The following is a 20798-nucleotide window of genomic DNA, read 5'->3' as shown; positions in this document are numbered from 1 at the left end:
GGGTATCTACAAGGCCTTGCTGACCTGGATGTCGCTGATCTTCTCGGCGTCTTCACCATGAATCTTGCGCAGCGCTTCCAGGGCTTGTTCGTGGGAAGCATCGGGCATTAGCGCGAAATCCCAGCGGCGCTGGCCGTCGAGCTTGTACTTGATGACGTATTTGGTGGTCTGGGTCATGGGGCCTTACCTGAGTTTCGACGACGAACGACGGATGATCTTGATCTTGTGGGTCAACGTCGGCTTGCGGGTAACCGAGATCGGGCGGGTGGTCACGGTGTCGATGGTGATGTTCCAGAAACCGGTGCTGGGCACGGTGATCTTCGCCGGGAACTTGTCGAAATGGCCGCCGTGATAGGTGTGACGGCCGCCATTCTTGAAGCTGCGGAAGTTGGCGTCGTTCATCAGGCGGATATTGCAGCGCTGGGAGCACTCGATGACGACGATGTCGTCCTCGTTCAGGTGCTCGCGCTGGTGTACGAATTTCATGTGATGCTCCGCAAGGATTGGTTCTGCAAAGGCAAACGATACCACGATGTCGGGTTAGACTGCCGCGCTGTTCCGCCAGGCGCAGATAAATCTGCCAAAGCAGGGAGCAAAACCGCCTGGTCGTGGTCGAAGCGGATTCTTGAAGGCAGAGGTGCTGCAAATGAAGTGGATGGTGGCGGCGTTGGCGGTGACGCTGGGTGGCTGTGTGAGTGTTACGGAACTGGAACAATCGCGTGAAACGCTGGATGTGATCTCCGGCAAGTCCCCGCGCGCATATGCCGATTGCATCAAGCAGAAGCTGGCCGATACCCGCGACCCGCTGGTGGAAGAGCCGCGTGGCGATGGCCTGCGGCTGATCGTGCCGCAGAAGATCAGCTCGGGTGTGGGCCCGGCGGCGCTGGTGGACATCGACAAGCGGGGCAGCGGCAGCAGCATCAAACTGTACGAGCGGCTGAACAACTTCCCGTTGCGCCTGGGCGACGTGCGCACCGCAGCCACCCAATGCATCTCCGGGAGTTGATCCAGGGCAACTGATCGCGCTCCTTTTGCTTATATGTTTTAAGCCTAAGCTTATAACAATAGAAAAGGAGATTCGTGATGACACCGTTGAGTCGCGCCGTGATCGGCAGCCTGCTGATCCTGGCCTGGCCCACGGCGCATGCCGCCGATGGCCAGAAAGTCTTCACCCAGGGCGGGGCCAACCCCGCCGCCATGGCTTGCCTGGGTTGCCATGGCCCGGACGGCAAGGGCATTGCCGCTGCCGGCTTCCCGCGCCTGGCCGGGCTACCGGCCGCCTACCTCAGCAAGCAATTGCATGACTGGCGCAGTGGCAGCCGCAAGCAGGCAGTGATGGAGCCGCTTGCCAAGGCCCTGAGCGAGGATGAGATCAAGGCGGTCAGCAGCTACCTGGCCAGCCTGCCGGCAGACCCCGCACGCGACCTGCGTCGCCAGCAGATTGCCGATGACCCCACCACCCGCATGGCCCTGTACGGCGACTGGAGCCGGCAGATTCCTGGCTGTGTGCAATGCCATGGCCCGGGCAGCGGCGGGGTTGGCGAACACTTCCCGCCCTTGGCCGGCCAGCCCGCCAGTTACCTGGTGGCGCAGCTCAACGCCTGGCGTGACGGCACCCGCAGCAATGACCCCAACCAGCTGATGGTCGGTGTGGCCAAAGCCATGACCGATGACGAGATCAAGGCCGTTGCCGAGTTCTTCGCCCACCCCGCCAGCCAGGAGGTCAAGCCATGAAACCGATGATTCCAGCCCTGTTGCTGCTGGCCGTGGGCAGCGCCCAGGCCGCCGAGATCGCCATGGAAGACCAGTCGCAGTTGAAAGTGCCTGGCGTGCAGGCTGCGCCACAGTTCGTGCCGCCAGCGGAAAGCGAGTTGCCTGACAATGCCTTTGGCAAGATGGTGCGCGAGGGCCATGCCCTGTTCGTCGACACCCGCAGGCTGATGCCCGAGGCCGTCGGCAACGGCATGAACTGCAGCAACTGCCACCTTGACCAGGGGCGGCTGGCGCATTCCGCGCCGATGTGGGGGGCGTACCCGATGTACCCTGCGTACCGCAAGAAAAACGACAAGGTCAACACCTACGCCGAGCGTATCCAGGGCTGCTTCCAGTTCAGCATGAACGGCAAGCCACCTGCTGCCGATAGCCCGCAGATGACCGCGCTGGCGGTGTATTCGTACTGGCTGTCGACCAAGGCCCCTACCGGTGTGGAGATTGCCGGGCGCGGATACCCCGAGGTGCCGCAGCCCAAGGGCGGGTACGACTTCAAACGCGGCCAGCAGGTTTATCGCGAGCAGTGTGCGATTTGCCACGGCGACAATGGTGAAGGGCAGAAGGTGGCGGGCGAGTATGTGATGCCGCCGCTGTGGGGTAAGGATTCCTATAACTGGGGCGCCGGCATGCACCGTATCAACACCGCGGCGTCGTTCATCAAGTACAACATGCCACTGGGCAAGCCGGGCAGCCTGAGTGATCAGCAGGCCTGGGATGTGGCGGCCTGGATCAACCGCCATGAACGGCCCCAGGATCCGCGGCTGGTGGAAGGCTCCATCGAGAAGACGCGGGTGAAGTTCCATGCCAATGACGGCGTTAACCTGTATGGGCAGAAGGTCGATGGGGTGCTGATCGGGCAGGGCACTGGTAGTTGATCTATGGCCTGTGCCGGCCTCTTCGCGGGCTTGCCCGCTCCCACAGGATCGCCACAGGTCTTGATACTGTGCAGTACCTGTGGGAGCGGGCAAGCCCGCGAAGAGGCCGGCACAGGCAAGCGCATCCCTGTCATCCAATGGTCATTGATGACAGCAATATTTACGATCCCCCGGAACTATCTACACTGGGTTATCTCTATCATGCAATCGGTCGGCACGGGTGGGGGCATTGTAAGGTGACTGCCGCCTGATTAGACTGCGCCGAATTCCACAGGCCTAGCCTTTTGTAAGGACGTATATGATCAAAAAATGCTTGTTCCCGGCAGCCGGTTACGGCACCCGCTTCCTGCCTGCTACCAAAGCCATGCCAAAGGAAATGCTGCCGGTGGTCAACAAGCCACTGATCCAGTATGGCGTTGAGGAGGCACTGGATGCCGGTCTGAACGAGATCTCCATCGTCACCGGGCGCGGCAAGCGTGCTCTGGAAGACCACTTCGACATCAGCTACGAGCTGGAAAACCAGATCAAGGGCACCGACAAGGAAAAATACCTGGTCGGTATCCGTCGCCTGCTCGACGAGTGCTCGTTCTCCTACACCCGCCAGACCGAAATGAAAGGCCTGGGCCACGCCATCCTCACTGGCCGCCCGCTGATCGGCGATGAGCCGTTCGCCGTGGTGCTGGCGGACGACCTGTGCGTGAACCCGGAAGGTGACGGCGTACTGACCCAGATGGTCAAGCTGTTCAAACAGTACCGCTGCTCGATCGTTGCCATCCAGGAAGTCGACCCGCAGGAAACCAACAAGTACGGTGTGATCGCCGGCGAAATGATCCGTGACGACATTTACCGCGTGACCAATATGGTCGAGAAGCCCAAGCCCGAAGACGCCCCGTCGAACCTGGCGATCATCGGCCGCTACATCCTGACCCCGGACATCTTCGACATCATCGCCAATACCGAGCCTGGCAAGGGCGGCGAGATCCAGATCACCGACGCCCTGCTGCAACAGGCCAAGGACGGCTGCGTGATCGCCTACAAGTTCAAGGGCAAGCGTTTCGACTGCGGTGGCGCTGAAGGCTACATCGACGCGACCAACTTCTGCTTCGAGAACTACTACAAGACTGGCAAGGCTTACTGATAAGTCCTGCTGGCCTGAAAGCCACCCTTCGGGGTGGCTTTTTTGTTTGCGGCGGCTAACGGCGTTATGCTGGGCGCCTGCCTAGGAGAGTGAATACATGGCCTACGATTTTGATCTGTTCGTGATTGGCGCCGGGTCCGGCGGTGTGCGTGCGGCGCGGTTTGCCGCCGGCTTCGGCGCAAAGGTGGCAGTGGCCGAGAGCCGCTACCTGGGCGGTACCTGCGTCAACGTGGGCTGCGTGCCGAAAAAACTGCTGGTGTACGGCGCGCACGTTGCCGACGAACTGGAGCAGGCTGCCGGTTTCGGCTGGACCCTCGAAGAAGGGCATTTCGACTGGGGCACCCTGATCGCCAACAAGAACCGGGAAATCGAGCGCCTTAACGGCATCTACCGCAATCTGCTGCTCAACAGCGGGGTCACCCTGCTGCAGGGCCATGCGCGCCTGACCGGTGCCAATGAAGTGGAAGTGGAAGGCCAGCGCTACACCGCCGAGCACATCCTCATCGCCACCGGCGGCTGGCCACAGGTGCCGGACATCCCGGGCAAGGAACTGGCCATTACCTCAAATGAAGCCTTCTACCTCAAGGACCTGCCACGCCGGGTGCTGGTGGTGGGCGGTGGCTACATCGCCGTCGAGTTCGCCGGCATCTTCCAGGGCCTGGGGGCGGCTACCACGCTGCTGTACCGTGGCGACCTGTTCCTGCGCGGCTTCGACGGTTCGGTACGCACGCACCTGAAGGAAGAGCTGGAAAAGCGCGGCCTCGACCTGCAGTTCAACGCCGACATCCAGCGCATCGACAAGCTCGAGGACGGCAGCCTCAAGGCCACGCTAAACGACGGCCGCGAGCTGGTCGCCGATTGTGTGTTTTACGCCACCGGCCGCCGCCCGATGCTCGACAACCTGGGCCTGGAAAACACCGGCGTGGAACTGGACGCGCGCGGTTTCATTCGCGTTGACGACCAGTACCAGACCACCGCACCGTCGATCCTGGCCATCGGTGACGTGATCGGCCGCGTGCAGCTTACCCCGGTGGCGCTGGCCGAAGGCATGGCCGTGGCCCGGCGCCTGTTCAAGCCCGAGCAATACCGCCCGGTGGACTACCAGAACATCCCTACCGCCGTCTTCAGCCAGCCGCCCATCGGCACCGTGGGCCTGACCGAGGAGCAGGCGCTGGAGGCCGGGCACAAGGTGCAGGTGTTCGAAAGCCGTTTCCGTGCGATGAAACTGACCCTGACCGATATCCAGGAAAAGACCCTGATGAAGCTGGTGGTCGATGCCGAGACCGACAAGGTGCTGGGCTGTCACATGGTTGGCCCCGACGCCGGCGAGATCATCCAGGGCCTGGGCGTCGCCCTGAAGGCCGGTGCAACCAAGCAACAGTTCGACGAAACCATTGGCGTGCACCCGACCGCGGCCGAAGAGTTCGTGACCATGCGCACAGCCACCCGCTGATGCCACTGGCCTCATCGCCGGCAAGCCAGCTCCCCCAGGTATTGCATAAGTCTCAAGGCCTATGCTGTACCTGTGGGAGCTGGCTTGCTGGCGATGAAGCCCTTGAATACCTGCGCAATCCTTTGCTCAGCCCATTCCCTTCTATTAATAAACCCCGGTTATAGCCAAAACCAATCAAAAGCATGAGCTTTGCCAATGAGCCTTTATCGGGACCAGCGGTTAGGATTCTCTCCGTCAACTGTTTCCAACCCCATGAAGGAGCGTCTCTCATGCCAATCATCAACAGCCAGGTCAAACCGTTCAACGCCACCGCCTACCACAAGGGCGAGTTCGTTCAGGTCAGCGAAGCCGACCTGAAAGGCAAGTGGTCTGTCGTGTTCTTCTACCCGGCCGACTTCACCTTCGTCTGCCCGACCGAGCTGGGCGACCTTGCTGACAACTACGCCGAGTTCCAGAAGCTGGGCGTGGAAATCTACGGCGTGTCCACCGACACCCACTTCACCCACAAAGCCTGGCACGACACTTCGGACACCATCGGCAAGATCCAGTACCCGCTGATCGGTGACCCGACCCACGTCATCTCGCGCAACTTCGACGTGCTGATCGAAGAAGCCGGCCTGGCCGATCGCGGTACCTTCGTGATCAACCCGGAAGGCCAGATCAAGATCGTCGAGCTGAACGACGGTGGTGTAGGCCGCGATGCTGCCGAACTGCTGCGCAAAGTGAAGGCTGCCCAGTACGTTGCCGCTCACCCGGGCGAAGTTTGCCCAGCCAAGTGGAAAGAAGGCGAAGCCACTCTCGCCCCATCCCTGGATCTGGTCGGCAAGATCTAAGACTGTGCACCAGTCGCGGGCGGTAAGCAGCCGCCAAAGCTGAAGTACTCACCGCCCCGTCAAACGCCCGGGCGACCTCGCCTGGGCGTTTTTGTATCCGAGTTTTGAAAAAGGAATCGCCCGTATGTTGGACGCCACGCTTAAATCGCAACTGAAAACCTACCTGGAGCGGGTCACCCAGCCGATCGAGATCGTTGCTTCCCTCGACGACGGCGCGAAGTCCCGCGAATTGCACGACCTGCTGGTGGAAATTGCCAGCCTGTCGAACCTGATTACCCTCAGCGCGGACGGCAGCGATGCCCGTCGTCCCTCGTTCTCGCTGAACCGCCCGGGAGCCGACATAAACCTGCGCTTCGCCGGCATCCCCATGGGCCACGAATTCACCTCGCTGGTGCTGGCATTGCTGCAAGTCGGCGGCCACCCGTCCAAGGCCAGTGCCGAAGTGATCGAGCAGATCCAGGCACTGGAAGGCGAATTCACCTTCGAAACCTACTTCTCCCTGTCGTGCCAGAACTGCCCGGATGTAGTCCAGGCGCTGAATCTGATGGCGGTGCTCAACCCCAACGTGCGCCACGTGGCTATCGACGGCGCGCTGTTCCAGGGTGAAGTCGAGTCGCGCAAGATCATGGCGGTACCGAGCATCTACCTGAACGGCGAAGTGTTCGGCCAAGGCCGCATGGGCCTGGAAGAAATCCTCGGCAAGATCGACACGAACGCCGGTGCTCGTCAGGCCGAGAAGATCAACGCCAAGGACGCCTTCGATGTGCTGGTGGTCGGCGGTGGCCCGGCCGGCGCCTCGGCAGCCATCTATGCCGCACGTAAAGGCATCCGCACCGGTATTGCGGCCGAGCGTTTCGGCGGCCAGGTGCTCGACACCCTGGCCATCGAGAACTTCATCTCGGTACAGGAAACCGAAGGGCCGAAGCTGGCCACGGCGCTGGAAGAGCATGTCAAGCAGTACGACGTGGACATCATGAACCTGCAGCGCGGTGAAGCGCTGATCCCGGCCACTGATGGCGGCCTGCACGAAGTACGTCTGGCCGGCGGCGCCTCGCTCAAAGCCAAGACCGTGATCCTGGCCACCGGTGCCCGCTGGCGCGAAATGAACGTGCCGGGCGAGCAGGAATACCGCGCCCGTGGCGTGGCCTACTGCCCGCACTGTGACGGCCCCCTGTTCAAGGGCAAGCGCGTGGCAGTGATCGGTGGTGGCAACTCGGGTGTGGAAGCGGCCATCGACCTGGCCGGTATCGTCGCCCAGGTAACGCTGATCGAGTTCGACAGCCAGCTGCGTGCCGATGCGGTACTGCAACGCAAGTTGCACAGCCTGCCGAACGTGAAGGTGATCACCAGTGCGCTGACCACCGAAGTGCTGGGCAATGGCGAGAAAGTGACCGGCCTGCGCTACAAGGACCGCACCACCGACCAACAGCATGAAGTGGCGTTGGAAGGCATCTTCGTGCAGATCGGCCTGCTGCCGAACACCGACTGGCTCAAAGGCACCGTCGAGCTGTCGCCGCGTGGCGAGATCATCGTCGATGCCAAGGGCCAGACCAGCATCCACGGTGTGTTTGCGGCGGGTGACGTGACGACTGTGCCGTACAAGCAGATCGTGATTGCGGTGGGTGAGGGGGCCAAGGCATCGCTGGCGGCCTTCGACCACCTGATCCGCACTTCGGCACCGGCGTAAGCCTGTACCGGCCCTTTCGCGGGCATGCCCGCTCCCACAGGTACTGCACAGGTCTTGAGATTTGTGAAGAATCCTGTGGGAGCGGGCATGCCCGCGAATGCGTCAGAACTGACAAAGGTGAACCCGAGGATGTCTATGATTACTGCAGACACCCTCAGGAATCCCACCCATGACCCTGATAAGCCGCGAACCCTGGTGGCTAGTCCCCCCAAAGCCCGGGCAGCAAGAGCAGGACCTGCACTGGGGCTACCTGGAAATCTATGCCGACGGCCGTACCGTGTTCGTTGACCAGCGCCCCAGTGACCGGGAGCTGGCCGAGCGCAAGAGCTGCCGCAACTTCCCCGACCCCGAGCCGTGACGGCTCAGCCTTCCAGCTCTGCCAGGCGTGCCTCCAGCGCCGCGATGCGGGCTTCGAGGGCTTCGATGCGTTCTTCCGACACAGTGCCGCCGCTGCTGCGTGCACCACCTTCCTGCTGCCGTGCAGCCAGGATCGCCTCGATTTCCGCCGGGTCACCCAAGGCATGTGTGTAACGGTCTTCGCGCTGGCCGGCCTGGCGTGGCAGGTGCAAGGCCAGGCCGCGCGACACCAGGCGCTCCAGTTGGTGCTGGATCTGCTCGGTGTCGTCGAAGTCGTGCAGGCGGTTGCTGCGGGTCAGCAGCTCATTGAGGGTTTGCGGCCCGCGCAGGAACATCAGGCCCATCAGTACCAGTTGCGCGGGCACCAGCTCCAGCGCCTTGTCCACCCGGTGTTCCCAGCGGTCGGCGCGGCTGCCCATCTGCAGGCGGGTCATGTCTTGCCCTTCGAGGGCGCGCAGGGCCTGGCCGACCTGGCCTTGGGTGAGGTTCATCACCGGCTCGCGGCTGGTCTTCTGGTTGCAGGCCAGGACCAGGGCATTGAGGGTCAGCGGGTAGCTTTCCGGGCTGGTGGCCTGCTTCTCGATCAGCGCGCCGAGAATACGGATCTCGATGCTGTTGAAGCGGCCTTCGCCGGCAGTTTCGTGTTCTGACATGGCCCTGTCTCATTGCTGGGGAAAGGCCACTAGCCTAGGTAAAGCGCCTGGCTTAAGCAATCACTGGCATCATCGCCGGCAAGCCAGCTCCCACAGGTACTGCACAATGCCACAGGCCGGCGCTGTACCTGTGGGAGCTGGCTTGCCGGCGAAAGGGCCGCAAAGCGGCCCCGGCAATCTCAAGCGGTGCGCTGCTCTTCGGCCTGGCACGCAGCTGCAGTAAACAGCACATCGGTCGAGGAATTCAGCGCCGTTTCGGCCGAGTCCTGCAGCACGCCGATGATGAAGCCCACCGCCACCACCTGCATGGCAATTTCGCTCGGGATGCCAAACAGGCTGCACGCCAGCGGAATCAGCAGCAACGAGCCGCCGGCCACACCCGACGCGCCGCAGGCACACACCGCCGCCACCACGCTGAGCAGCACAGCGGTTGGCATGTCTACCGGAATACCCAGGGTATGCACCGCCGCCAGGGTCAGCACGGTAATGGTGATGGCGGCGCCGGCCATGTTGATGGTCGCACCCAGCGGGATCGATACCGAATAAGTGTCCTCATGCAGGCCAAGGCGCTCCGACAGGGCCAGGTTCACCGGAATATTGGCCGCCGAGCTGCGGGTGAAGAATGCGGTGATACCGCTTTCACGCAGGCACAGCAGGGTCAGCGGGTACGGGTTGCGGCGGATTTTCCAGTATACGATCAGCGGGTTCATCACCAGCGCCACGAACAGCATGCAGCCGATCAGCACCGCCAACAGGTGCAGGTAGCCGAGCAGGGCGTCCAGGCCCGACTGGGCCAGGGTGGCGCTGACCAGGCCAAAGATGCCCAGCGGGGCGAAGCGGATGATCACGCGCACGATCAGGGTCACGCCGTTGGACAGGTCCTCGACCACGGTGCGGGTGGTTTCGCCAGCATGGCGCAGGGCCACGCCCAGGCCGATGGCCCAGGTCAGTATGCCGATGAAGTTGGCGTTGAGCAGGGCGTTGATCGGGTTGTCGACCGCACTCAGCAGCAGGTTCTGCAGCACCTCGGTGATACCGCCCGGCGCGCTCAGCGTAGCGTCGCCGGTGCTCAGCACCAGGTTGGACGGGAACAGCATGCTGGCGACCACGGCGACTACCGCGGCGCCAAAGGTACCCAGCAGATACAGCCAGAGGATCGGGCGAATGTGCGTTTCCTGGCCGTGGCGGTGGTTGGCGATCGAGGCCATTACCAGGATGAACACCAGCACGGGTGCCACCGCCTTGAGGGCGCTGACGAACACTTTCCCGAGGAAGGCCATGTCCCGGGCGATGGCGGGCGCAAGCAGGGCCAGGGCGATGCCGGCGATCAGCCCGATGACGATCTGCGTCACCAGGCTGGTGCGATTGAGGAAGCGAAGGACGGGGGTCATGTGCAGCGGGGTCTCGGAATCTGGAAAGTTCGGGACTTTACCATAGAGCCTTGCAGGACTGTTCCGGCCTCTTCGCGGGTAAACCCGCTCCCACAGGTTCATCGCGGTATTCGAAACCTGTGGAGATCTTGTGGGAGCGGGTTTACCCGCGAAGAGGCCATCTCGGTCACCAGTGAAACAACTCCCGCCGCGCGCCCTCGGTAATCGCCACGATCCCCGGGTGCTTGACCTTGCGCTCCACCGAAATGGCATAGAACGACTCGTGCACGGCCTCGGTCTGCCCGATCAGCGCCACGCCGTACTGGCGGCACACTTCCTCGGCGATCACGCTGGGCGCGACGAAGATGCCGCTGCCCGACTGCCCGAATGCCTGCATCAAGGCGCTGTCATCGAACTCGCCCACGATCCGCGGCTGCACCTGCTGCTCGGCCAGCCAGCGCAGCAGGCGGCTGCGGACCACGGTTTCCTGCCCGGGAATGAGCAATGGCGCATCCTGCAGGCAGGCGGGGAAGGGGCCTTCCAGGCGTTGCGCCAGCGCCGGGGTGGCAAAGAAGCTCAACCCGCACTCGCCCAGCTTCTGGCTATAGCCCTTGATGTCCAGATGGCTGGGCATGGGGCTGTCGGAAATCACCAGGTCCAGGCGCTGGATCGCCAGGTCGGCCAGCAGCCGTTCGAGCTTGTCTTCGCGGCAGTTGATGCGCAGAACATCGTCCAGCTCCATGGTCGGCGCCAGCAGGCGGTAGACGATGGACTTGGGCACCACGTCCGCCACGCCCACGCGGAACAGGATCTGCTCCTGCGGGCCGGCCCGCAGCATGGCTTCGAGTTCGCCACCCAGCTGGAACATCTGCTCGGCATAGCTCAGCGTCTGTCGCCCTGTTTCGGTCAGTTCCAGCTGTCGCCCGACGCGCTGGAACAGGTCCAGGCCGTAGGTCTGTTCGAACAGGCTGATCTGCCCACTGATGGTTTGCGGCGTCAGGTTCAACTGTTCGCTGGCGCGGGCGATGCTGCCGGTCTTGGCCACGGCCCAGAAGTAGTGCAATTGCCGATAGTTGAGCATCGGGTTTTCCGGATTCGTAAAAACCGAAGTATAACCGCTGAAAAAACGAATTTTCCTGATGTATTACGCTCTTTAGAATGCGGCTCCATCAGGCGCCCTGTGCGCCGCCGGACTATCGACAAGCGAGGAACCCATGCTGCAACTCAAATCCATCGGCACGCCGCTGGTGCTGGCCTTGGCCCTGTTCACCCTGGCCGGTTGCGAACAGGCCGAGAAATCTGCCCAGCAGATGCTCGACCAGGCCGCACAGTCGGCCAAGCAGGCCATCGACGACACCAACAAGGCCGCGCAGCAGGCGTTGAGCGAGGCCATCGGCAGCGAAGGGCACAAGCCCAAGGACGCCGACAAGAAAGAAGAAACCCAGGAAATCTGACCCCCAACCGCTGCTGCAGGATTTGACCAATGGAATACTTGCTGGAACTCGCCGCTAGCCCCACCGCCTGGGTTGCCCTGGCTACCCTGGTGGCCATGGAAGTTGTACTGGGTATCGACAACCTGATCTTCATCTCGATCCTGACCAACAAACTGCCGGTGGAGTACCGCTCCAAGGCGCGCCGTATCGGTATCAGCATGGCCTTGGTCATGCGCCTGGCCTTGCTCAGCACGGTGGCCTGGATCGTCCAGTTGACCGACCCGGTGTTCGAAGTGTTCGGCAACGCCTTCTCGTGGAAGGATGTGATCCTGATTGCCGGTGGCCTGTTCCTGCTGTGGAAGGCGACCAAGGAAATCCACGAAAACGTCGACCCGCACGGCGCCAAGGAAGAAGCCAAGGTGTCGTCGACGGTTACCCTGGGCTTTGCCGCAGCGATCTTCCAGATTCTGTTGCTGGACATCGTCTTCTCGGTCGACAGCATCATCACCGCCGTGGGCATGACCGAGCACCTGCCGATCATGATCATTGCCGTGATCACCGCAGTGATCGTCATGATGGTGGCCGCCGACCCGCTGGCCAACTTCATCAACGACAACCCGACCGTGGTGATGCTGGCCCTGGGCTTCCTGATCATGATCGGCATGACGCTGATTGCCGAAGGTTTTGGCGCCCATGTACCGAAGGGTTATGTGTACGCGGCCATGGCCTTCTCGACGGCGATCGAAATCCTCAACATCCTCGCTCGTCGGGCGCGGTTGAAGCGTGAGGCGGCTGAAGGTTGATGTGAAACAGCGGGGCGCTTGCGCCCCGTTCGCGGGCTTGCCCGCTCCCACAGGGACCGCGTAGCTATCTGGCTGACGCGGTCCCTGTGGGAGCGGGCAAGCCCGCGAACGGGGTCAAGGAAACCTGGAGTCAGTGCACCCCGGCATGCCGCCGCTCCCGGCGCACAGGCTGTGGCTTGGCGGGGACCTGCGGTGGCAGGTGGTGGTGAGAATGACGCCGCACGATACGCAGTACACCCCACAGCATGGCGGCTGCGACGCTCAGCCACATGCCCAACAGCATGAGGATTGCCAGGGTCAGGCTCATCTGTGCCTCCATCTCTACAGGCCACGCTCGGTCAGCCGGCGCTGGCCTTCCAGACACTGCTTTAGTCTAGCCTTTCGCCTGTGACGTTCCATTGACCAAAGGTCTATTGCTTGGTCCGATTCGCTCCTAACCGGTGTCGGACTATACCCGCGCCGCTGTCCGACCTATGATCGGTGGCCAGAGCCGGGCGCTGCCTGCCTGGCGTTGGAGCAAGCGAGTGTCCATGCAGCAACATTCCTTCAAGACCACCCCCCGTCGGCTGCTGGCGGCCTGCCTGGTAGCGGCCAGCCTGGCCGGTTGTGCCAGCGCACCCTCCAACAACCTCAAGGGCCTGCCGCAGCGGGTCGAGATCAGCAGCGTGCCGTTCTACCGTGGCAACGCCAACCACAGCGGGGCCATGGCGTTGGCGGCGGTGCTGTCGCAACAAGGGGCACCGATCACGCCGGGGCTGCTGGACAAACCGCTGGACCTGCCTCAGGGCGCCGAGGCGCTGGACACGGGCATCCCCCGGGTGGCGCGCGACTACGGCATGGTGGTGTATCCGCTGGACAAGCAACTGGACGCACTGTTGACCCAGGTGGCGGCGGGCAACCCGGTGCTGCTGCGTTACGAGGAGGGTTCGGCCTGGTGGAGCGAGCCACGGTATGCCGTGCTGATCGGCTACGACCGCTACAAGCAGCGGGTGCTGTTGCGCTCGGGCATGCACCGGCGGCAGGTGATGGGGTTCGATGCCTTCGCCTCGGCGTGGGCGAAACTTGGCAGTTGGGCGGTGCTGGTGCAGCCACCACGGCAACTGCCGGCCCAGGTGGACCGCCAGCGCTGGTTGCAGGCTGCGGATGAACTGGCCCGGGCGGGGCAGGAAATTGCGGCGAAGCAGGCTGTGAGTAGCCTGAACAAATAGCTTTTGTCTGTACCGGCCCTTTCGCGGGCACGCCCGCTCCCACAGGATTTGTGCTGCTTGCACGGTCCCTGTGGGAGCGGGCGTGCCCGCGAAGAGGCCAGGCCTGCCTACATCAGAAGCCCAGGCGATCGCGCAGGCTGTAGTACCAGGCGCCAAGGGCGCTGAACGGTACGCGCAGCATCTGGCCACCCGGGAACGGGTAGTGCGGCAGGCCGGCGAAGGCGTCGAAGCGCTCGGCCTGGCCACGCATGGCCTCGGCCAGCACCTTGCCCGCCAGGTGGGTGTAGGTCACGCCGTGACCCGAGCAGCCCTGCGAGTAGTAGATGTTGTCACCGATACGGCCAACCTGCGGCAGGCGCGACAGGGTCAGCAGGAAGTTGCCGGTCCAGGCGTAGTCGATCTTCACGTTCTTCAGCTGCGGGAAGGCCTTGAGCATCTTCGGCCGGATGATCGCCTCGATGTTGGCCGGGTCACGCGCGCCGTACACCACGCCACCGCCGAAGATCAGGCGCTTGTCGCTGGTCAGGCGGTAGTAGTCGAGCAGGTAGTTGCAGTCCTCGACGCAGTAGTCCTGCGGCAGCAGGGTGCGCGCCAGTTCGTCGCCCAGTGGCTCGGTGGTGATCACCTGGGTGCCGCATGGCATGGACTTGCTGGCCAGCTCAGGCACCAGGTTGCCCAGGTAGGCGTTGCCGGCGACGATGATGAACTTGGCGCGGACCTTGCCCTGTGGGGTGTGTACCACCGGGTTGGCGCCACGCTCGATGCGGATGGCCGGGGTTTGCTCATAGATGATGCCGCCCAGCGACTCGACCGCGGCGGCTTCGCCCAGGGCCAGGTTCAGCGGGTGGATGTGGCCGCCGCTCATGTCCAGCATGCCGCCCACATAGTTGTCGCAGGCCACCACTTCGCGGATGCGCTTCTGGTCCATCAGCTCCAGCTGGTTGTGGCCAAAGCGTTCCCACAGGCGCTTTTGCGACTCCAGGTGGCCCATCTGCTTGCTGGTGAGGGCAGCGAACACGCCACCGTCCTTCAGGTCGCACTGGATGTTGTACTTGGCCACGCGCTCACGAATGATGCGCCCGCCTTCGAAAGCCATCTGGCCCAGCAGTTGGGCCTCCCGTGGGCCGACGGTGCGTTCGATGACGTCGATGTCGCGGCTGTAGCTGTTGACGATCTGGCCGCCGTTGCGGCCCGACGCGCCGAAGCCGACCTTGGCTGCTTCGACGATGCTCACCTTGAAGCCGTTCTCCAGCAGGAACAGGGCGCTGGACAGGCCGGTGTAGCCGGCACCGATGATGCACACATCGGTTTCCACCTCACCCTGCAGCGCCGGACGTGGCGGCACCGGGTTGGCCGAGGCGGCGTAGTAGGACTGGGGGTAGGGGGTGTTAGCCATGCTGCAGGAACCTCGTGTTTTATATTTTTAACGAATGTACCGATGCTATCAATAATAATAAACACCCGCTAGTCGTCCGTTGAAAATCCTTTACTCGGTACCTGTCAGCGCGCCTTTCTATAAAGAGTTTAAGATTCAGTAGGTTAGCGCAAAAAAAAGTGTTGACAGGGTTTTTGGAATGAGTAGAATGCGCACCACACGACAGGCACATAGCTCAGTTGGTTAGAGCACCACCTTGACATGGTGGGGGTCGTTGGTTCGAGTCCAATTGTGCCTACCAAATCGAAGAAGGGGTGATCCGCAAGGGTCACCCCTTTTTTCATTGCCCGATTTTTGTGGGCAGCGCGATGCGCTCAGATTCGAAAGTTTTTGATTTTTCTCAAAAAAACGCTTTACAGGTACGCATTCGGTCACTAATATGCGCACCACACGACAGGCACATAGCTCAGTTGGTTAGAGCACCACCTTGACATGGTGGGGGTCGTTGGTTCGAGTCCAATTGTGCCTACCAAATCGAAAAAGGGCGATCAGCAATGATCGCCCTTTTTGCTATGCGCGCGAAGCAGCGTGTAACGTTTGGTCGCGGTTCGGGGCATTGCCCGGCATGCTAGAATCCGCCCCTTCGAAACTGGAGGTACACGCGTGCGCAAACTGGCTGTGGTAATGGCAGTGCTGGCCCTGGCGGGCTGTGAGAACGAGGTCGAAGGCGTGCACAAACAGGTGGCCGAACACCTGCACAACCCTAAAACCGCCAAGTTCGGCAACGTGCGGATCGACACTCAGGGCACCATCTGCGGCCAGGTTCGTGGCAAGGATGATGCCGGGCAGTACGAGGCCTACCGCAGCTACGTGGCGATCAAGCGCGATGGCCAGTACGAAATCATCGTCGACGACAGCGGTAACAACCTGCGCATCCGCGAGATGTGCGGCGGCGCCGAGCTGCAGCGCCGCGCCGAAGCCCTGGCTGGCCAGCCGGCCCCGCAGGGCTGGGACGTGGAGGTGATCCAGGGTGCCAACATGGGTGCGCTCAGCGACATGACCGCACGCCTGATCGAAAAGGGCATTCCCTCCTCGGTGGAGTACCGCGACGGCAAGCCGGTGGTGCTGATGGGGCCGTTCCCGAGCCGTGAGGAGGCTGAAGCACGCAAGGCCGAGGTAATGGCCAAGCTGGGTACCGATTCGGTGGTCATCCAGCACGGCGCCACGCGCTAAAAACGCTCCTACAGGGTGGCGCGCGCAAGCTTTGAGCGGCACAGCCACACCTGCGCTAGACACTGTCCGCACAGTTTTGGCTATGCTTGGCAGGAAGAAGCCGAACGGGGAGGGCCTCATGTCTACACTGGAGCGGGCCATTGCCGTGGCCGCCAGGGCGCATGAAGGGCAATACGACAAGGGTGGGGCAGCTTATATCCTCCACCCGCTACGCGTGATGATGCGGGTTTCCACACCTGAACAACGGATTGTCGCGGTGCTTCACGATGTGATCGAAGACACCTCGCTGACGCTGTCCGACCTGGCGCGCGAGGGGTTCGCGCTGAAAATCCTTGCCGCCTTGCTGGCGCTCAGCCGCCGTGAGGGCGAGGCCTACCAGGACTTCGTGGTGCGCCTGGGCGATGACCCGCTGGCGCGCACCGTCAAGCTGGCCGACCTGGCCGACAACAGTGACCTTTCGCGCATCCCCTGCCCGGGCCCCGCCGACCTGGCGCGGCTGGCGCGTTATCGTGAAGCCAGCGCCTACCTGCAGGCACTGACTTGAGGTTGATGCGCGGTCAGTCTTCCTTCGGTACTGTCCAGAAAATCTGCACGCCGCCATCGTCGCGGTGGGCGAGGGTGACGTTATCGTTCTCGGCGATTTCCTCGAGCAGGGTTTCCCAGTCTTCCGGGGTTTCCTGTTCCAGGCGGAAGATCAGCGCTGCGCGGCTGCGCTGGGCAGTGGGGCTGTTGATGATCTTCTGGATGCGCACACCCAGTTGTTCATAGCTGCTCGGGGTGGCGGAGGCGGTGCTGGACACAGGCGTTTCCTTGTTTTGCTGTATGCACATACAGTATTTCACCGTAAGTAATTTCGCAACAGCCTGTCAGGCCAAAAACTGCGCTTTACGCTGAGCCGCGGGATTCCGGGCAAGCGGGGAAAAGACGATCGTCTTTTCGGAAAAATTCCGGATAAACTGCCCCTGGCTCGACTTGACCTCCGACAGCCAAACGGATTTGACAAACCCCGGTCCTGTTTCCATAGTGAGTCAACGCAAACGTTTGCGATCCGACAAAAAACACAAGATCCGGAGTCCTCGTCCATGAAACTGCCGTTCCCCGGTCGTCTGCTGGCCCTCGCAGTCATTTCCTCGCTGTCCCTGGCCCTGCCATTTTCCGCCGCCCACGCCGAAGACAAGCCCAAGGTCGCCCTGGTCATGAAGTCGCTGGCCAATGAGTTCTTCCGCACCATGGAAGACGGCGCCAAGGACTACCAGAAAGCCCACGCCGATGAATTCGAGCTGATCGCCAACGGCATCAAGAACGAGACCGACACCGGCGAGCAGATCCGCATCGTCGAGCAAATGGTCAACGCAGGCGCCAAGGCCCTGGTCATTGCCCCGGCCGACTCCAAGGCGCTGGTTTCGGCGGTGAAGAAGGCCATGGACCAAGGCGTGGTGGTGATCAACATCGACAACCGCCTGGACCCGGCGCTGCTCAAGAGCAAAGGCATCAGCGTACCCTTCGTGGGTCCCGACAACCGCAAGGGCGCGCGCCTGGTCGGCGATTTTCTGGCCAACGAGAAGCTCAAGGCCGGCGACCAGGTCGGCATTATCGAAGGCGTGCCGACCACCACCAACGCCCAGCAGCGTACCGCCGGTTTCAAGGACGCCATGGAGGCCGCGCAAGTCAAGATCGTCTCGGTGCAGAGCGGCAATTGGGAAATCGACAAAGGCAACGCCGTCGCCGCCTCCATGCTCAACGAATACCCCGACCTGAAAGCCCTGCTGGCCGGTAACGACAGCATGGCCCTGGGCGCCGTGTCGGCCGTGCGTGCCGCTGGCAAGACCGGGCAGGTGCAAGTGGTGGGCTACGACAACATCAACGCCATCAAGCCGATGCTCGCCGATGGCCGTGTACTTGCCACCCTCGACCAGGCGGCCAGCCAGCAGGCGGTGTACGGCATCCAGGCGGCGCTGAAAATGGTCAAGGGCGAGAAACCCGACGTGGATGCCGACAACGTCATCCAGACCCCGGTCCAACTCATCACCAAGCCCTGATCGCTGGCAGGAGATACGGCCATGCCTGCATCGGCCAATGAAGTGGTACTCGCCGCCAGCGGCCTGGGCAAGACCTACGCCCAACCCGTGCTCAGCGAGGTCAGCCTGAGCCTGCGGGCCGGCGAAGTGCTGGCGCTGACAGGTGAGAACGGCGCTGGCAAAAGCACCCTGTCCAAGCTCATCAGTGGCCTGGAAACCCCTACCACCGGGCATATGCACTACCGCGGCCAGGCCTACGCGCCTGGCAGCCGCAGCGAGGCCGAGCGCCTCGGCGTGCGCATGGTCATGCAGGAGCTGAACCTGCTGCCCACGCTGACCGTGGCGGAAAACCTGTTCCTCGACAACCTGCCCGGCCGCTTCGGCTGGATCAGCCAGAAGCGCCTGCGCCAACTGGCCACGGCCGCCATGGCCCAGGTCGGCCTCGACGCCATCGACCCGGATACCCCGGTCGGCGAGCTGGGCATCGGCCACCAGCAAATGGTCGAGATCGCCCGCAACCTGATCGGCGATTGCCATGTGCTGATCTTCGACGAACCCACCGCCATGCTCACCGCGCGCGAGGTGGAGCTGCTGTTCACCCAGATCGAGCGCCTGCGCCAACGTGGCGTGGCCATCGTCTACATTTCCCATCGCCTGGAAGAACTGCAGCGTGTGGCCCAGCGCATCGTCGTGCTGCGTGACGGCAAGCTGGTGTGCGACGAGCCGATCCAGCGCTACAGCAGCGCCGAACTGGTCAACCTGATGGTCGGCCGCGAGCTGGGCGAGCATATCGACCTGGGCCGCCGGCAGATCGGCGCGCCGCTGCTCAAGGTCGACAAGCTCAGCCGTGGCGACAAGGTGCGTGGAGTGTCGTTCGAGGTCAGGGCAGGGGAGATCTTCGGCATCTCCGGCCTGATCGGGGCCGGCCGTACCGAGCTGTTGCGCCTGATCTACGGCGCCGACCGTGCCGACAGCGGCAGCATCGCCCTCGGCCAGCCACCGCAGGCGGTCACCATCGACTCGCCCAAGGCTGCCGTGCAGGCCGGTATCGCGCTGATCACCGAAGACCGCAAAGGCGAAGGCCTGCTGCTGACGCAGTCGATCAGCGCCAATATCGCCCTGGGCAACCTCGGCGCGGTATCACGGGCCGGGGTGCTCGATGGCGAGGCCGAAGCGGCATTGGCCGAGCGCCAGATCCAGGCCATGCGCATTCGCAGCGCCGGCCCGCAGCAGGTGGTAGGCGAGCTGTCTGGCGGCAACCAGCAAAAGGTGGTGATAGGCCGGTGGCTGGAGCGCGACTGCCAGGTGTTGCTGTTCGACGAGCCCACCCGTGGTATCGACGTCGGCGCCAAGTTCGACATCTATGGCCTGCTGGCCGAACTTGCGCGCCAGGGCAAGGCCCTGGTGGTGGTATCCAGCGACCTGCGCGAGCTGATGCTGATCTGCGACCGCATCGCCGTGCTGTCGGCTGGCCGCCTGATCGAAACCTTCGAGCGTGACCATTGGAGCCAGGACCAGCTGCTGGCTGCGGCCTTTGCCGGTTATCAGAAACGTGACGCACTGCTGCATGAAGCAGCTCCCAGGATGGATGCATGAAAACCACCCCGCTCGACAGCCAAGGCACCGCACCGGTGCGCCGCAGTGGCACCTATCTTGGCCTGGGTACATACCTGGGCCTGGCCGGCGCCTTGCTGGCGATGATCGTGCTGTTCTCGTTCCTCAGCAGCCACTTCTGGTCGTACAACACCTTCAGTACCCTGGCCAACCAGATCCCCGACCTGATGGTACTGGCAGTGGGGATGACCTTCGTGCTGATCATCGGCGGCATCGACCTGTCGGTGGGCTCGGTACTGGCGCTGGCGGCCTCGACGGTTAGCGTGGCGATCCTCGGCTGGGGCTGGGGCGTGCTGCCCTCGGCCCTGCTGGGCATGGCCGTGGCCGCGCTGGCCGGCAGCATTACCGGCGGCGTCACCGTGGCCTGGCGCATTCCGTCGTTCATCGTCTCGCTCGGCGTGCTGGAAATGGCCCGTGGCCTGGCCTACCAGTTCACCGACTCGCGTACCGCCTATATCGGCGATGCCTATGCCTGGTTCTCCAACCCCATCGCGTTCGGCATCTCGCCGGCCTTCATCATCGCCTTGCTGGTGATCGTGCTGGCCCAGCTGGTGCTGACCCGCACGGTGTTCGGCCGCTACCTGATCGGCATCGGCACCAACGAAGAGGCCGTGCGCCTGGCCGGCATCGACCCGCGCCCCTACAAGGTGCTGGTGTTCGCCCTGATGGGCCTGCTTGCCGGCCTGGCTGCGCTGTTCCAGATCTCGCGCCTGGAAGCGGCCGACCCCAATGCCGGTTCCGGCCTGGAGCTGCAGGTGATCGCCGCCGTGGTAATTGGTGGCACCAGCCTGATGGGCGGCCGTGGCTCGGTCATCAGTACCTTCTTTGGCGTGCTGATCATTTCGGTGCTGGCTGCAGGGCTGGCGCAGATCGGGGCCAGCGAACCGACCAAACGCATCATCACCGGGGCGGTGATTGTCATCGCCGTGGTGCTCGACACTTACCGTAGCCGGCGCGCAGGCCGGCGGAACTGAGAAC

The 20798-nt window shown here is 62.9% G+C and carries 24 protein-coding genes and 2 tRNA genes; 18 read left to right on the top strand and 8 right to left on the bottom strand.

The window, feature by feature from the left end:
• Positions 1-6 precede the first annotated feature (6 nt).
• Positions 7-177, bottom strand: a complete 171-nt coding sequence (locus CAF70_RS27640; protein ID WP_166674275.1) for a hypothetical protein — start codon at positions 175-177, stop codon at positions 7-9.
• A 6-nt stretch (positions 178-183) separates the two neighbouring features.
• On the bottom strand, positions 184-486 hold the full coding sequence (locus tag CAF70_RS04565; RefSeq protein ID WP_013973185.1) for a DUF1883 domain-containing protein: 303 nt from the start codon (positions 484-486) through the stop codon (positions 184-186).
• A gap of 160 nt (positions 487-646) precedes the next feature.
• Here CAF70_RS04565 and CAF70_RS04560 point away from each other — a divergent pair, with 160 nt between their 5' ends.
• From CAF70_RS04560 to CAF70_RS04520, 8 genes are all read left to right on the top strand, one after another.
• Positions 647-1006, top strand: coding sequence for a hypothetical protein (locus CAF70_RS04560; RefSeq protein WP_085622094.1), 360 nt, complete (start codon positions 647-649; stop codon positions 1004-1006).
• A 77-nt stretch (positions 1007-1083) separates the two neighbouring features.
• Positions 1084-1734: a cytochrome c gene (locus CAF70_RS04555; RefSeq protein WP_085622096.1), complete on the top strand. Its 651-nt coding sequence runs from the start codon at positions 1084-1086 to the stop codon at positions 1732-1734.
• Positions 1731-2645 (top strand): c-type cytochrome, encoded by a 915-nt coding sequence (locus CAF70_RS04550; protein WP_085622098.1) that lies wholly within the window; start codon positions 1731-1733, stop codon positions 2643-2645. The genes CAF70_RS04555 and CAF70_RS04550 overlap by 4 nt, the downstream gene beginning before the upstream one ends.
• 298 nt (positions 2646-2943) lie before the next feature.
• The gene (gene galU / locus CAF70_RS04540) at positions 2944-3783 is read left to right on the top strand and encodes a UTP--glucose-1-phosphate uridylyltransferase GalU (RefSeq protein WP_085622102.1); all 840 of its coding nucleotides are present in this window, start codon (positions 2944-2946) and stop codon (positions 3781-3783) included.
• A gap of 97 nt (positions 3784-3880) precedes the next feature.
• On the top strand, positions 3881-5236 hold the full coding sequence (gene gorA, locus CAF70_RS04535; protein ID WP_085622104.1) for a glutathione-disulfide reductase: 1356 nt from the start codon (positions 3881-3883) through the stop codon (positions 5234-5236).
• Between the two features lie 269 nt (positions 5237-5505).
• A complete protein-coding gene (gene ahpC, locus CAF70_RS04530; protein ID WP_004375926.1) occupies positions 5506-6069 on the top strand; it encodes an alkyl hydroperoxide reductase subunit C in 564 nt (187 codons plus the stop codon).
• A gap of 124 nt (positions 6070-6193) precedes the next feature.
• Complete coding sequence (ahpF, locus tag CAF70_RS04525; RefSeq protein WP_085622106.1) at positions 6194-7756, top strand: alkyl hydroperoxide reductase subunit F; 1563 nt, start codon at positions 6194-6196, stop codon at positions 7754-7756.
• Between the two features lie 169 nt (positions 7757-7925).
• On the top strand, positions 7926-8114 hold the full coding sequence (locus tag CAF70_RS04520; RefSeq protein ID WP_013973178.1) for a hypothetical protein: 189 nt from the start codon (positions 7926-7928) through the stop codon (positions 8112-8114).
• Between the two features lie 4 nt (positions 8115-8118).
• On the opposite strand, the gene CAF70_RS04515 is transcribed toward CAF70_RS04520, so the two are convergent.
• The 3 genes from CAF70_RS04515 to nhaR form a co-directional block, all read right to left on the bottom strand.
• Positions 8119-8766 carry a YceH family protein gene (locus tag CAF70_RS04515; RefSeq protein WP_085622108.1) on the bottom strand — a complete coding sequence of 216 codons (648 nt, stop codon included), beginning with the start codon at positions 8764-8766 and terminating at the stop codon, positions 8119-8121.
• Positions 8767-8945: 179 nt separating this feature from the next.
• Entirely contained in the window at positions 8946-10157 is a 1212-nt protein-coding gene (sstT, locus tag CAF70_RS04510; protein ID WP_085622110.1) for a serine/threonine transporter SstT, read from the bottom strand.
• A 166-nt stretch (positions 10158-10323) separates the two neighbouring features.
• The gene (gene nhaR / locus CAF70_RS04505) at positions 10324-11217 is read right to left on the bottom strand and encodes a transcriptional activator NhaR (RefSeq protein ID WP_085622112.1); all 894 of its coding nucleotides are present in this window, start codon (positions 11215-11217) and stop codon (positions 10324-10326) included.
• A gap of 133 nt (positions 11218-11350) precedes the next feature.
• Here nhaR and CAF70_RS04500 point away from each other — a divergent pair, with 133 nt between their 5' ends.
• On the top strand, positions 11351-11590 hold the full coding sequence (locus CAF70_RS04500; protein WP_085622114.1) for a hypothetical protein: 240 nt from the start codon (positions 11351-11353) through the stop codon (positions 11588-11590).
• A gap of 29 nt (positions 11591-11619) precedes the next feature.
• Positions 11620-12372: a TerC family protein gene (locus CAF70_RS04495; RefSeq protein ID WP_019096844.1), complete on the top strand. Its 753-nt coding sequence runs from the start codon at positions 11620-11622 to the stop codon at positions 12370-12372.
• A 130-nt stretch (positions 12373-12502) separates the two neighbouring features.
• On the opposite strand, the gene CAF70_RS27635 is transcribed toward CAF70_RS04495, so the two are convergent.
• A complete protein-coding gene (locus tag CAF70_RS27635) occupies positions 12503-12679 on the bottom strand; it encodes a hypothetical protein (protein WP_178076347.1) in 177 nt (58 codons plus the stop codon).
• A 166-nt stretch (positions 12680-12845) separates the two neighbouring features.
• On the opposite strand from CAF70_RS27635, the gene CAF70_RS04490 reads away from it, so the two are divergent.
• Entirely contained in the window at positions 12846-13580 is a 735-nt protein-coding gene (locus CAF70_RS04490; protein WP_085622116.1) for a peptidase C39 family protein, read from the top strand.
• 112 nt (positions 13581-13692) lie between these two features.
• Here the strand turns inward: CAF70_RS04490 and CAF70_RS04485 are convergent, their stop codons facing one another.
• Complete coding sequence (locus CAF70_RS04485) at positions 13693-14976, bottom strand: FAD-binding oxidoreductase (protein WP_085622118.1); 1284 nt, start codon at positions 14974-14976, stop codon at positions 13693-13695.
• Between the two features lie 203 nt (positions 14977-15179).
• Between CAF70_RS04485 and CAF70_RS04480 the strand changes: the two genes are divergently transcribed.
• From CAF70_RS04480 to CAF70_RS04465, 4 genes are all read left to right on the top strand, one after another.
• Positions 15180-15256: transfer RNA gene (locus CAF70_RS04480), tRNA-Val, on the top strand.
• 154 nt (positions 15257-15410) lie between these two features.
• Positions 15411-15487, top strand: a tRNA-Val gene (locus CAF70_RS04475).
• 131 nt (positions 15488-15618) lie between these two features.
• Positions 15619-16188 (top strand): SPOR domain-containing protein, encoded by a 570-nt coding sequence (locus CAF70_RS04470; protein ID WP_085622120.1) that lies wholly within the window; start codon positions 15619-15621, stop codon positions 16186-16188.
• Between the two features lie 118 nt (positions 16189-16306).
• Positions 16307-16732 carry a GTP pyrophosphokinase gene (locus CAF70_RS04465; protein ID WP_085622122.1) on the top strand — a complete coding sequence of 142 codons (426 nt, stop codon included), beginning with the start codon at positions 16307-16309 and terminating at the stop codon, positions 16730-16732.
• A 13-nt stretch (positions 16733-16745) separates the two neighbouring features.
• On the opposite strand, the gene CAF70_RS04460 is transcribed toward CAF70_RS04465, so the two are convergent.
• Complete coding sequence (locus CAF70_RS04460) at positions 16746-16988, bottom strand: DUF1654 domain-containing protein (protein WP_085622124.1); 243 nt, start codon at positions 16986-16988, stop codon at positions 16746-16748.
• Positions 16989-17270: 282 nt separating this feature from the next.
• Here CAF70_RS04460 and CAF70_RS04455 point away from each other — a divergent pair, with 282 nt between their 5' ends.
• The 3 genes from CAF70_RS04455 to CAF70_RS04445 are packed head-to-tail and all read left to right on the top strand — an operon-like array spanning position 17271 to position 20794.
• Positions 17271-18227: a sugar ABC transporter substrate-binding protein gene (locus tag CAF70_RS04455; RefSeq protein WP_085622126.1), complete on the top strand. Its 957-nt coding sequence runs from the start codon at positions 17271-17273 to the stop codon at positions 18225-18227.
• A gap of 21 nt (positions 18228-18248) precedes the next feature.
• On the top strand, positions 18249-19802 hold the full coding sequence (locus tag CAF70_RS04450) for a sugar ABC transporter ATP-binding protein (RefSeq protein ID WP_085622128.1): 1554 nt from the start codon (positions 18249-18251) through the stop codon (positions 19800-19802).
• Positions 19799-20794, top strand: coding sequence for an ABC transporter permease (locus CAF70_RS04445; protein WP_085622130.1), 996 nt, complete (start codon positions 19799-19801; stop codon positions 20792-20794). The genes CAF70_RS04450 and CAF70_RS04445 overlap by 4 nt, the downstream gene beginning before the upstream one ends.
• Positions 20795-20798: the final 4 nt, after the last annotated feature.

It is taken from the genome of Pseudomonas sp. B19(2017) (assembly GCF_002113165.1).
Lineage (GTDB): Bacteria > Pseudomonadota > Gammaproteobacteria > Pseudomonadales > Pseudomonadaceae > Aquipseudomonas.
The sequence above is the reverse complement of the archived record's forward strand: the minus strand, read 5'-3'. Positions and strand labels throughout refer to the sequence as shown.